The sequence below is a fragment of the Pedobacter soli genome (assembly GCF_900101435.1).
GTDB lineage: Bacteria > Bacteroidota > Bacteroidia > Sphingobacteriales > Sphingobacteriaceae > Pedobacter > Pedobacter soli.
Map to the genome: position 1 here is coordinate 105,473 of NZ_FMZH01000008.1, position 12,507 is coordinate 117,979.

The 12,507-nt window shown below is 41.2% G+C and carries 10 protein-coding genes; 8 read left to right on the plus strand and 2 right to left on the minus strand.

Features of this window, described 5'->3' with window-relative positions:
- Positions 1-166: 166 nt before the first annotated feature.
- Both BLR37_RS17595 and BLR37_RS17600 read right to left on the minus strand, forming a co-directional pair.
- A complete protein-coding gene (locus BLR37_RS17595; protein ID WP_090770844.1) occupies positions 167-874 on the minus strand; it encodes a hypothetical protein in 708 nt (235 codons plus the stop codon).
- A 217-nt stretch (positions 875-1,091) separates the two neighbouring features.
- The gene (locus BLR37_RS17600) at positions 1,092-3,515 is read right to left on the minus strand and encodes a TonB-dependent receptor (RefSeq protein WP_090770846.1); all 2,424 of its coding nucleotides are present in this window, start codon (positions 3,513-3,515) and stop codon (positions 1,092-1,094) included.
- A 127-nt stretch (positions 3,516-3,642) separates the two neighbouring features.
- Here BLR37_RS17600 and BLR37_RS17605 point away from each other — a divergent pair, with 127 nt between their 5' ends.
- The 8 genes from BLR37_RS17605 to BLR37_RS17640 all read left to right on the plus strand — a co-directional run bounded on the left by BLR37_RS17605 (position 3,643) and on the right by BLR37_RS17640 (position 12,507).
- Entirely contained in the window at positions 3,643-6,039 is a 2,397-nt protein-coding gene (locus BLR37_RS17605; RefSeq protein ID WP_090770848.1) for a TonB-dependent receptor, read from the plus strand.
- A 63-nt stretch (positions 6,040-6,102) separates the two neighbouring features.
- Complete coding sequence (locus tag BLR37_RS17610; protein ID WP_090770850.1) at positions 6,103-6,696, plus strand: HD domain-containing protein; 594 nt, start codon at positions 6,103-6,105, stop codon at positions 6,694-6,696.
- Positions 6,697-6,765: 69 nt separating this feature from the next.
- Positions 6,766-7,443, plus strand: a complete 678-nt coding sequence (locus BLR37_RS17615; protein ID WP_090770852.1) for a response regulator transcription factor — start codon at positions 6,766-6,768, stop codon at positions 7,441-7,443.
- Entirely contained in the window at positions 7,440-8,693 is a 1,254-nt protein-coding gene (locus tag BLR37_RS17620) for a sensor histidine kinase (protein ID WP_090770853.1), read from the plus strand. The genes BLR37_RS17615 and BLR37_RS17620 overlap by 4 nt, the downstream gene beginning before the upstream one ends.
- Positions 8,694-9,116: 423 nt before the next feature.
- Positions 9,117-9,524 carry a PepSY-like domain-containing protein gene (locus BLR37_RS17625; protein ID WP_090770854.1) on the plus strand — a complete coding sequence of 136 codons (408 nt, stop codon included), beginning with the start codon at positions 9,117-9,119 and terminating at the stop codon, positions 9,522-9,524.
- A 2-nt stretch (positions 9,525-9,526) separates the two neighbouring features.
- Positions 9,527-10,318, plus strand: a complete 792-nt coding sequence (locus BLR37_RS17630; protein ID WP_090770856.1) for a phosphatase PAP2 family protein — start codon at positions 9,527-9,529, stop codon at positions 10,316-10,318.
- A 12-nt stretch (positions 10,319-10,330) separates the two neighbouring features.
- The gene (locus tag BLR37_RS17635) at positions 10,331-11,578 is read left to right on the plus strand and encodes a TolC family protein (RefSeq protein WP_090770858.1); all 1,248 of its coding nucleotides are present in this window, start codon (positions 10,331-10,333) and stop codon (positions 11,576-11,578) included.
- Positions 11,579-11,580: 2 nt separating this feature from the next.
- Positions 11,581-12,507 carry an efflux RND transporter periplasmic adaptor subunit gene (locus BLR37_RS17640; protein WP_090770860.1) on the plus strand — a complete coding sequence of 309 codons (927 nt, stop codon included), beginning with the start codon at positions 11,581-11,583 and terminating at the stop codon, positions 12,505-12,507.

The following is a 12,507-nucleotide window of genomic DNA, read 5'->3' on the forward strand; positions in this document are numbered from 1 at the left end:
TGGGGAAGGTTCCAACAGTTGAAACTTACCTGCTAAACCTTATTTTTTGCAAAGGGCGAAGGTAAGTTTCAATTCTGAAGGAATTCTGAATGTTTGGTTAGCAAAGCGAAATTAGTATTAATGCTTTAAATCAACAATTCGTTAATATTTAACTAACCTTATGGCTTTATTGCTTTGAAAAATCAATACTCAATGTTGAAGTAAAACGGGTAACTAATTTGTCGTACAATGTTTTATTAATGGTACTCGATATAATAATCATGTTATTGGTGCCGGTACGTGTGGTTTGTCCGAAATCGCTTGCGGTTAAGCCGGTTACCAGTGCATTTAATTGTACAGTAACTTTAGCCACGTAAGTTCCGGCAGTAACTTCCACGCGTTTAGCTTCGAGCTTAATTACCTGTGCCTGGTTCATTTCGAACCTTACCGGGATTTTTGTTCCCGAAGCTTCGATATATGTTCCGGTTAATAACAAAGGCGGGTTGGTTAACGAACTGGCCAGGGTTAAGTTAAATTGGTTATTCTCATACACACCCGAAGCAATGGAAACGGTGCCCGATAAAGAGTCGGGTTTTAAAGCATTAACCAGGTAAAGGTTCTTAGTTTCGAGATTAATGGCCCCGCTACCTGATTTGGTGGCGCTGAATTCGATTTTGGCAACATTGATACTTGCAGTTGACCAGTTGATGCTTCCATTGGTGCCGGCAGCCACAACCGCGCCACTGGCGCTTGCATTGCTACTTAACGAAGCATTTAAATTGCTGGCACTAAAGCTGTAGCTCAATTTAGTGTCGGTATCTACTTCTTTTTTGGTGCAACCCATAAAAAGCACTAGCATGAGCAGTGCGCTGGTAAGTTTGTAAAGTTTAGTCATTTTGTTTGATTTTAAGGATATCAAATTTGGTTAGTGATTGACCTTAAATCTAAGTTTGAATTCTGTAGCAATTCTGAAGTTGAGTACAGAAGCGCTGTTGTTTTCGTTTATAACGAGGATAAAGGGCTTTGCGATTGCAGCGCCCTGGTTCGTGTTGCCCTGGTTCGTGTCTTTCTATCGCCCTGGTTCGTGGAGACACGAACCAGGGCGGCGGCGCTTAAAATTTATAGCTATAGCCCAACCTGAATACCTGTGTTTCATAAAAGTCGGTACTGGTTAGTTTAAAGCCATTGCCATTAATTTCCTTTTTGATCTTTAGCGTATTGAAAATATCATTTCCATTAAAGAAAATTTCACCTTTGCCATTTTGAACCTGCTTTTTAATTCCAAGGTCAGTCGAAAAACGGTCGCCAATTTTTCCCTGTGGGATAATATCCGGTGCCAGATAAGCCATCGATAGTTGGATGTCGGTTTTTGCCGCTAATTTGAACTGTCCGTTTAATTTCACATTACCTGAAACGATTGATTGTTCTGGCATACTGTAGACCGTGGGAACGGGATATTGGTTCGTAATGGTGAAAGCATCAATTTTGTTCCGGTAAACCGTACCGCTCAGGTTAAATGAAAACCAGCTGCTAAGTTCCTGTTGTAAAAGTAATTCGCCTCCGGAGTTAAAGCTTTTTCCTGCATTTTGAAAGATATTGTAGATGATGGTATTGCCCGGAACAATGGTAGCGATACGGGTAATGGTGCCGTTTACAATTTTGTGGAAACCCGAAGCATAGAAATAACCTTTATCCCAGCTGTTTTTATAACCTAACTCAAGGGCATGGGTAAACTGTGGACGAAGGGTAGGATTACCTACTTTTAACAATTCCGGCTCATCATATTTCGGAAATATCCTGATATCAACTTCATTTGGACGGTCTACCCTTTGATTGTAAAAAGCACTTATTTTGTTCCGCTCATTAATCTTGTAAGCCAGGCGTACATTGGGGAATGGTCTGAAATATGCATAACCATCACTTTTGTATGTGTTGTGATTGGGGTTTACCTTATAATCTACGCGCACATATTCCATTCTCAAACCCGCTTCCAGTTCTATGGCTTTGTTTTCGTAAACATAATTGCCATATACGGCCGGAATGTTTTCGCTATAATCGGCCCATCCGCCTGCGTTTACATCAACAGGCGAGTTTAAGCCTGGGTAAAACTGCATATCTGTTGGGATTAGCCGGTAGCGGTATTTTATTCCGCCTTCAATTCTGCCATGTTTTAGCGGGCGCACATAATCCAGGTTAAAATCAGCAACATGCTCATCCGAAAGGAGTTTAAAAGCATCCATGCCGGTAAAGGTGGGCATCACATTGGTAAAGAAATATTTTTCATCTTCCCGGTGCCAGGTATAATTAAAGCCGGCATTTAAGGTATGGCCGGGTTGTGCAAATTTATGCTGGTATAGCGCCGAACCTGTAACGGTGTATTTAACCTCATCTTCTACAAATTGCCACAAACGGTTTCTGGTAGTAAAATCGCTGTTAAAGTAAGGAATGTCGCCCAGATCGCCAATTTTTTCGCGGTTAAAAAAGCCCGAAATAGTGAAACTGTTGTGCGCGTTGGGGTTATAATCGAAACCGCTTTTTACCGTAGTAAAAGTAGTGGTGCGGTTGCGTTTAACTTGCTGGTTAATCACGGTACCATCATCATATACCCTTTGCGCAAATTCGTTTTTATTCAGGGTTTGTGTATATAAATAATCGGCCTGTAAAAAGGTATTTAACTTATTCTTGCGGTAATTTAACGATAGGGAAGGGTTAAGTTTTGGCGTAGCCTGATATTGCGGACTAATGCCAGGCAGGTTCTCTTTCCTTAGCCACAGGGCTCCCAAACCGGTACTCATGCCTAATTTTCCGTTAAAGCCTTCCTGCTTATTTTTCTTGTAAATGATATTGATGATACCGGCATTGCCATTGGCATCGTATTTTGAGGAAGGATTATTAATGATTTCAATGCGCTCGATAGCCGATGCCGGAATGTTATCGAGTCCGGTCTGGCTACCAAAACCGGTAATTGCGTTTTGTTTACCATCAATCAGTACCGCAATTTTGTCATTCCCCCTGAGTTGTACTTTCCCATCCTGAATGGTAATACCGGGCAGGTTTTGCATGGCCTGGAGTACCGAGCCACCCAGCTGACTGGTGTTTTTAGCCAGATCGTAAGTTTTTTTATCCAGTTTATTGCCTAATCCTTCGGCTTGTGTGCCTTGAATATTAACCGTTTGCAGGTTTTGGGCATCTTCTGCCAGTTCGAAAATACCCAGATCGATAAAAGGACTGAGGGAGCCTATGCTAACTTCTTTTTGCAGGGTTTGATAGCCAACAATACTAATGGTGAGGTTATAATTGCCCGAAGGAATATCTTTAATGCTGAACCTTCCCTGGTCATCGCTAATGGTACCCAGGAGTACCTTTTCGTCGTTTATTTTCTTTAAAACAATATTGGTGTAAGGAAGCGTGCTTTTGCTTTTGGCTTCTTTAACCTGCCCCGAAGCAGTTATGGGCTTTTCTTGCGCACATATATCGTCGGCAAGCAGAAATATAGAAAAGCAAAACAGCTTTAATATGCGTTTGTAATTTTTCATAATTGATAAGTTTTCCGCTGGCAAATTAGGGTGCAAATCTGAAGAGAAACTGAACTGAACTATTTTACATCATCTTCAAATTTCCCACAGATTTGAACGGTAACTATGCAAAAAAAAAAATGCTATAATGCCTAAAATTTATACCCTACTGTTATCTTTTATATTTTTTGTCCCTCAAATCCTTTTTGCCCAAAATAATGGGACTATTACCGGAAAAATTGTTGATGGCGCTTCATCAAAAGCCATGGAGTTCGTGAATATTGTATTAATGAAGCCTGGAAGTACCGATGTGATCAGCAGAGAAGTGAGCGATGCAAAGGGTAATTATAAATTGAGCAATGTTCCTGACGGCACCTATTTCATTATAGCGAGTTTTATTGGTTATCAGAATTTTAAAACCGCAAACTTTACGCTGAGTACTTTAAACAAAAAAGTAATTCAGGATATAAAACTGGATGGCGGAAAAAACCTCGATGAGGTTACCGTTGCCTCTAAAAAGCCACTTTACAGCAATAGTATCGATAGAAAGGTCTATGATGTATCGCAGGATATGCTCGCAAAATCCGGATCGGCAAGTGAGGTACTGGCCAATGTTCCGCTGGTTCAGGTTGATGTAGATGGCAATATCAGTTTGCGCAATTCGACCGCTACGATATTAATTAATGGAAAGGTTTCGCCCTTAATGGGTGCAAATGCGGCGGCAGCGTTACAACAATTTCCGGCCAATAGTATCGAAAAGATTGAGGTGATTACCAATCCATCGGCCAAATACCGGCCAGATGGTACAGGTGGGATTATCAATATCGTATTGAAAAAGAATGTGAAACGGGGCCTAAACGGAACCTTAACCGGAAACATTGGCAACCGCGAACGTTATAATGTGGGCGCAAACGTAAACTATAACATCGGGAAAATAAATATTTATGGAAATTACAGTTTGAAGCAGGACGACAGGCTGCGAACCAATACGAATAACCGCGTGCAAACCGATCCGCTAACACAGGCGGTGCGGTATTATAACGATTTCGCCACCCAGCAGGCAAAGCCTTTCTCTAATATCGGGGGGATTGGGATAGATTACAATCTAACTGATAAAACCACAATGGGCGTATCGGGTAATTTTTACCTGCGCAATATGCACAAGCACGATATGACCACTAAAATAATCCGTACGGCATCGTCGCTTGAACAGGATTACGACCGGAAAAGGGAAAATTTTGAGCAGGAAAAAAACTTTGATGCTACAATTTATGCAGAGCATGGATTTAAAAAGAACGGACACAAGCTCAGGCTGGAGTTTAATATCGCACATTCGCCCGAGGTTGAAGATAACCACTATACCAATTTATTCAGGTATCCGGCTGTGGCCAACCAGTTGGATAATACGCTGATTAAACAAACCGCCGATCAGCAACATGCGGCTGTGACTTATGAAAATCCTATAACTGAAAACAGTAAAATTGAAGCAGGTTACGACGGGCAGTACAATAAAGAAGATCTGGATTTTTATGGTGAAGCTTTTGACCAGGCGCAACAGCAGTTTTTGACTGATTTTAATAAAACCAATCGTTTCATTTACAATGAAAATATACATGCCTTGTATGGTACCTATGCTTTGGATGTTAACAAAATTGGGATGATGCTGGGTTTAAGGGCAGAGTATGCCGACGTAAATTCCAAACTGATTACTACTGGCGCGGTAGTACCCAATCATTATTTTAAGTTGTACCCAACCCTTCATTTTACCTATAAAGTAGCTAAAAACAAAGAGCTGCAGTTAAATTACAGCAGGAGGGTAAGAAGGCCCGAAGCGGATGAGTTAAACCCGTTTGCCGAATATGCCGACCCTACCAACGTAAGGTTAGGTAACCCGTATCTGTTGCCCGAAATTATCCACTCGGTAGAGCTGGGCTATCAATGGAGTAACGATCATTTCAGTATTTTGCCGGGCATTTATTACCGCTATACTTATAACCGTTTTACAGCCATTACCACACCATTAAATGATTCGGTTCTGGTAACCCGGCAGCAAAACCTGAGCAACGACCGCGCTTTTGGGGCCGATGTAATGCTTACCATACACCCCAGCGATAAGCTGAGTTTTAACCTCATTCCAAACGTGTTTTACAACCAGATTGATGCCAGTAACCTGGGCTACAGCAATAAAAAATCGACCGTTACCTGGTCGACCAACATTAACGGAAGTTATGCTTTGCCCTGGGGAACAGCCATTCAGCTGAATTCGGTTTATAAATCGGCACGTTTAACCCCTCAGGGTAAGTATTTACCGAGTTATGTTTTAAATATTGGTTTAAGAGAAGAGGTTTTAAAGAAAAAGGGTTCAGTGTACCTCACCGTATCAGATTTATTTAAATCGCAAAGGCAGGTTGCCGAACTGCAATCGCCATTGCTTTTGCAAAACATTAATCAGCGGAGTAACTCCAGGATTTTTTACCTGGGTTTTAGCTACAATTTTGGTGTCGTTAAGAAAAAGAAAGACCTGCAGTTTGATAATAGTCAGTAAAACAAGATACTACAGTTTTGCTTCAGATTTTACCGATAATATTGTGGCATCTATTTTTTGTAAGTGGAAGAGGAAAAATTAATTAATCGGGTATCAGATTATGTTGAGGAGCTTTTAGAAAAAGAGCTTCCTGAACATATGTACTTTCATAATTTTGAACACACCTTATTGGTTGTCGCTGGCGTGAAAATAATTGGAGAGCATAGTCAGGTAAGTGAACAGGAAATGCTGATACTTACTCTGGCAGCATATTTACATGATATTGGTTACACGCGGCAATATATCGGGCATGAAGCGATTAGCGCCGAAATGGCCGGCAATTTCTTAAGCTCAAATGGTTTAAGCAGCGTGGAGGTGGAGCAGGTTCAGCAGTGCATTTTAGCAACTAAATATCCTCAATTGCCGCATAATAATTTACAAAAAATAATATGCGATGCGGATTTTTATCACTTTGCACTGCCAGCCTACACTGATTTTGCGGTAAGGTTGAAACGCGAATGGGAAGAAAATATTAATTTGGCTTACAGTTACCGGGAATGGGATGCCATTAACCTCAAAATGCTTACCAGTCACCAATATTTTACCGGTTACGGGAGGCAGTTTTTGCAAAAGAGGAAAGAGCGGAACATCGAAAAGCTTATTCAGCGTTTTACCTGATTAATTAAAACCAGATGATTAACTTTCGGGTTTAAATGGTTACTTTAAAAGCATAAAAGAAGATATAAAATGAAAATCCTGGTCATTGAAGATGAACCCGCTTTACTGGAAAGCATGTTAGCCTACTTTACCGGCGAAGGCAATATATGTGAGCATGCTTCGGATTTTGCATCGGCCAGCGAAAAAATAGCGGTTTACAGTTACGATTGCATCCTTTTAGATTTGGGGCTGCCAGGAGGCGAGGGACTTGAATTGCTGACTAAACTTAAAAAGCTTAAAAAAAGAGATGGGGTACTGATCATTTCTGCCCGCCATTCTTTAGACGATAAACTGGCGGGACTCGATCTGGGTGCCGATGATTACCTGGTTAAACCTTTTCATTTATCTGAACTTAAGGCCCGCGTAAGTGCTATTGTGCGCCGCAAAAACTTCGATGGCGATAATGTGATTCATTTCAATGAAATGATTGTTGATGTTGCGGCAATGAAGGTAACAGTTAAGGGCAATCAGGTGGTATTAACCAAAAAAGAATTCGATTTGCTGGTGTATTTTCTTTCTAACCGCAATAAAGTGGTAACCAAAAATGCCATGGCCGAACACCTTTGGGGCGATGAAATGGACTTGTCTGATGATTTCGACTTTATTTATACACACGTTAAAAATCTCAGGAAGAAATTATTGGAAGCCGGGGCAGCCGATTATCTGCGCTCGGTTTACGGAATAGGCTATAAATTTGGCGATATATGAAGCTGGCTAACCGCTACAACAGGGTAAATATTCTAACCTCCATTGTGGTTTTGGCCATTACTGGTTTGATTTACTATGTGGTTATTCATTTTATTTTAACCGAAAAGCTTGATCGTGATCTGGTGGTTGAAGAGAATGAAATCCGCCAGTATGTGGGTACTTTCCATAAACTCCCTTTGCCAGCCAGTTACCTCGATCAGCAGATTGCCTATAAAAATTTGTCGACCCATATTCCCGAACGGGAGTTTTTGTATACCAGCTATTACAACCCGAAAGAGCAGGAAAATGAACCCGGAAGGAGCCTGATTACCGTAGTTTATCTAAATGGAAAGGCAGTTGAAGTAACCATTACCAAATCGAGGGTCGAATCGGAAGACCTGGTAAGGATTATCCTCTTGATTACTGTAGGCATTACATTGATTTTGCTCTTGTCGTTGTTGTTAATTAACAGGTTTGTACTGAACAGGCTGTGGCGACCATTTTATGTGATATTAAACGGAATGAAATCATTCGAGGTTACGCGTATGGATGCCATTGCCTACGAAGATACGCCCATTGATGAATTTAATGAACTTCATCAATCGGTTAATGCTATGGCAGAAAGGGTGAGAAACGATTACAAAGAACTTAAAAGTTTTACCGACAATGCTTCGCATGAAATGATGACCCCTTTGGCTGTTATCAATTCGAAACTCGATTCCTTACTGCAAACAGAATCGTTTACTGCACAGCAGGGAGCGCTGTTGGCCGATGTTTATCATGCTACAGGTCGTTTATCGCGCTTGCACCAGTCGCTGTTGCTGCTTGCTAAAATAGAAAACAACCTGATTCCGGATTTGCAGGAAATTGATTTTAAGGAAATGGTGGCAGTAAAAGGCCGGCAGTTTCAGGAACTCTTTGAGAAAGATGGATTGAGCCTTACAACAGATTTGCAGGCTGTAGAAATTAAAATGAGTCGCTATTTAGCCGATATATTGTTGAATAATTTGTTCAGTAATGCGGTAAGACATAACGTTAGCGGTGGCTATATTCATGTTAAGCTTGATCCGGCTGCATTAGTGATTTCCAATTCAGGTAAGCCGGGTAATGGCCAGGGCAAAGTATTCGACCGTTTTTCAAAATCTGCCGATTCGGAAGGAATGGGTTTAGGTTTGGCCATTACTAAACAAATCTGTAACCTTTATGGCTTTCGTATTCATTACGCGGAAAAAGATGGTAAACATGTTTTTGCAGTTCACTTTGCTGGTTGATTTGATAAACGCATTATTATTTCCTGCAGATACCAGATCCTATTGTCCTCGTTTGCAACGAGGATAATAGAGAAAGGCGATTTTATCGCCTGCTTATGATCTATTTTTACCATTTAGTTTTGCCACAGATTCACAGATTTTATGGTCCCATTTCAAAGCATGAAATTTACTGATTATGATGCATTATAAATGCATATCTCGTTCAGCCTCGTTATTCCAAAGGAATCACTTTATAACAAACGAGGACGATTAATGATATGAACCTATCTCTGCGCTAATCAGCGTTATCTGCGGGAAAACTAATTCGCCAGGGTTCGTGTCGCCACGAACCTTTACGTTCTGAAAATAATCTTTATGCCTTGAAAATGAACTACAGAATTTCTTCATAATTCACTTCTAGTTTTGATTTAAAATTTAAAAGCTATGAAAAGAATTTTTGGAATTTTATTGCTTGCGGGCACGATGGTTACCGCTGTTAAGGCACAAAAAATAAGTGCTGCTAAAGTACCTGCTGAGGTACAAGGTGCATTCGCCAAACTATATCCCGGAGTTAAAGCAAACTGGGAAATGGAAAAGAAAGATTATGAAGCTGGATTTACTTTTAACGGTAAAGCAACTTCGGTAGTTTTTAATGCAAAAGGTTTGCTGTTGGAAACTGAAACAGCTATTAAACCCGGCGAGTTACCGGCGCCTGTACTGGCCAAACTTAAAGGCAGCAAAATAGCCGAGGCCGCTAAAATTATGAAAGCCGACGGATCTGTTCGTTACGAGGCAGAGGTAAAGGGGAAAGATCTGTTATTTGATCTGAACGGAAATCAGGTAAAACCATAATTATGCGAAACATCCTGATATATGCATTATTCTTTGTTGCTTTTACAACATCATGTGCTGCACAAAGTATCGATTCAGTTCAAATAACTCCTCCCGATTCGGTAGCAGGGTGGTACAGTGGCAATCCTGTTCCAAAACAAAAATTTAAAGTGCTGCCTTTTATCGCACCTGCAGTATTAATTGGTTATGGTTTTGCAGCCGTTTACGATCATGGCGCATTGCAACAGCTCGATTTAAGTACGAAAGCAGAATTGCAGGAAGATCACCCGCTATTTGCTGCCCATGTTGATGATTACCTGCAGTTTGCACCTGCTGCTGCGGTATATGCACTTAATTTATCGGGCATAAAAGGGAAACACAACCTCTTCGATGCCTCTATGTTATATGTTACATCTGCAGCCATTATGGGCGCTTCAACCCATTTTGTAAAACAAGGTGTGGGGCGGATGCGGCCTAATGGAAATGGCGAAAACTCATTCCCTTCGGGACATACCGCCTCTGCTTTTATGGCGGCAGAATTTCTGCACCAGGAATATAAAGATGTTAACCCATGGATTGGTTATGCAGGTTATTTTGTGGCTACTGCTACTGGTACATTGCGCATGTACAACAACAAACACTGGTTTAGCGATGTGGTAGCAGGGGCTGGATTTGGAATAGCGTCGACTAAAATAGCTTATCTGGTTTATCCTTATATTAAAAGTGTTTTTACCAATAAAAAGGGGGGCAATTTTACATTTATGCCTTTTCATCAGCAGGGGAGTACGGGTTTAATGCTTTCGGGTAGGTTTTAATCTGATCAGACCATGAATAATAAACTAAAATACCTGATTTTATGTATCGTTACTTTTTCTGCTGTGCAAACAAAAGCACAGGTAACTGCTAAAAATCTGGATTATTATTTAAAACAAGCCGAATTAACCAGTCCGGTGCTTAAAGATTTGAATAACCAGCACCGTGCTGCAGGGATTGATAGTTTAATTGTTCGTGCCACAGGAGGTGTGCAGGTTACGGCCAGTTCGGCAGGAATGTACGCACCTGTTATTCGTGGATATGGTTATGATGAAGTGCTCACCAACGGGCAGGCGCTTGAGGCTTTACTCAATGTAAATTACGATTTGCTGAACAGGAAGCGCATCAGCAATCAGCTGGAAGGCATTAAGATTCAAAGCGATTCTATTCAATATGCAGGTCAGCTATCTTTATTTGACTTACAAAGATCTGTTGCCAATCAGTATATTTTAGCGTATTCCAGTCAGGAGCAGGTTAGTTTTAACCGCGATGTGGTTGCTTTACTCTCACAGGAAGAAGTTTTGCTCAAAAAACTCACGCGAAGTAATATTTACAAACAGGCAGAGTATTTAACTTTTCTGGTTACGTTGCAACAGCAGCAACTGGCGCTGCAACAGGCAGAACTGCAGTTTAAAAACGATTATGCCACATTAAATTACCTCGCAGGTATTGCCGATACCGGCAGGGTTAAACTGGCCGACCCAAAAATGCAGGCGAATAACCTGGCCATTACGCAGCATTTTTTTAATAAGCGTTTTGATATAGATAGTTTGAAGAACAACAACCAGAAGAATACCATAGCGCTTAATTATAAACCCAAACTTGGTGTGTATGCCAATGGCGGCTATAATTCTTCTTTTATACTGCAACCCTATAAAAATTTAGGTACCAGTGTGGGTTTTACTTTTTCAGTGCCTATTTATGATGGCCACCAGAAGAAGATGCAATACCATAAACTGAGTCTTGAAGCTCAAACCATTGCCGGTTACCGCGATTTTTTTACCCGGCAGCAGCAACAGCAGTTAAGCCTCATCAGGCAACAGCTTGAACAAACCGATGCACTCTTTCCGAAAATAAACGAGCAAATCCGTTTTAGCAAAGGTTTAATAGAAGTAGACCGGAAACTGATGCATACCGGCGATTTAAAAGTGGCCGATTTCGTAATTGCCATTAACAATTACCTGGCTGCGCAAAACCTCTTGCGGCAAACTCAAATTAACCGTTTAAAACTGATTAATCAATTTAACTACTGGAACCGATAACTATGAAGCACGATTTAAAATTATGGTGTGGCATTATGGCCATGTTGCTTGTTTTTTCAGCATGCAAATCTGCGGCTCCAGAAGATGCTGTTGATGAACCATCGCCGGTAACACCTGTTAAAATAACTACCGTGCGCGATAGTGCATTAAGCGAATTTGTAGAACTTTCGGCGGTTTCGGCTTACCTGGAGAAAAGCTTCGTAAAAGCCAGCATTAATGGCTACATAGAAAATACCCAGGCGGTAATGGGTAAGCAGGTAGGCAGCGGTCAGCTATTGTTTAGCTTAATTACTAAAGAGGCCAGATCAATTGGTAACAGTGTAAATAAGCTCGATGCGGGTTTTAAGTTTTCAGGTATATCCAACATCAGGGCCGATCAGCCGGGTACCATTGTGCAGGTAAACCACCAGAAAGGAGATTACGTGCAGGATGGTGAGGCCCTTGCCACCATCAGCAACCGCAATAGCCTGGTTTTTCTGCTCGATTTACCCTACGAATATAACCAGCTGATTAACCAGAACAAAAGTTTAAGCATTATGCTACCCGATGGTACTAAGCTGGCCGGAACAGTTTCGGGCACGATGCCCGCTGTTGATTCGGCAGCCCAGACCCAGCGTTATATCCTCAAAGTAGGGGCGGCTAAGCAAATTCCCGAAGGTTTAATTGCCAAAGTAAGGTTAACTAAAATCAGTCATGCGCAGGCACAGGTATTGCCCAAATCTGCCGTACTCGCCAACGAAACTGAAGATGAGTTTTGGGTAATGAAACTCATTAACGACTCGACAGCAGTTAAAGTGCATGTTAAAAAGGGCATAGAGCATCAAAACAGCATTGAAGTGCTGGAACCTAACTTTTCAAAATCCGACCGGATCATCACCACCGGAAATTATGGACTGGCCGATACCGCCAAAGTTAAAATTGAGCATTAA

Bases quoted from the DNA above. Each gene is read 5' to 3' on its own strand.
- BLR37_RS17595 (WP_090770844.1), bottom strand. From the start codon at position 874: ATGACTAAACTTTACAAACTTACCAGCGCACTGCTCATGCTAGTGCTT.
- BLR37_RS17600 (WP_090770846.1), bottom strand. From the start codon at position 3,515: ATGAAAAATTACAAACGCATATTAAAGCTGTTTTGCTTTTCTATATTT.
- BLR37_RS17605 (WP_090770848.1), top strand. From the start codon at position 3,643: ATGCCTAAAATTTATACCCTACTGTTATCTTTTATATTTTTTGTCCCT.
- BLR37_RS17615 (WP_090770852.1), top strand. From the start codon at position 6,766: ATGAAAATCCTGGTCATTGAAGATGAACCCGCTTTACTGGAAAGCATG.
- BLR37_RS17620 (WP_090770853.1), top strand. From the start codon at position 7,440: ATGAAGCTGGCTAACCGCTACAACAGGGTAAATATTCTAACCTCCATT.
- BLR37_RS17625 (WP_090770854.1), top strand. From the start codon at position 9,117: ATGAAAAGAATTTTTGGAATTTTATTGCTTGCGGGCACGATGGTTACC.
- BLR37_RS17630 (WP_090770856.1), top strand. From the start codon at position 9,527: ATGCGAAACATCCTGATATATGCATTATTCTTTGTTGCTTTTACAACA.
- BLR37_RS17635 (WP_090770858.1), top strand. From the start codon at position 10,331: ATGAATAATAAACTAAAATACCTGATTTTATGTATCGTTACTTTTTCT.
- BLR37_RS17640 (WP_090770860.1), top strand. From the start codon at position 11,581: ATGAAGCACGATTTAAAATTATGGTGTGGCATTATGGCCATGTTGCTT.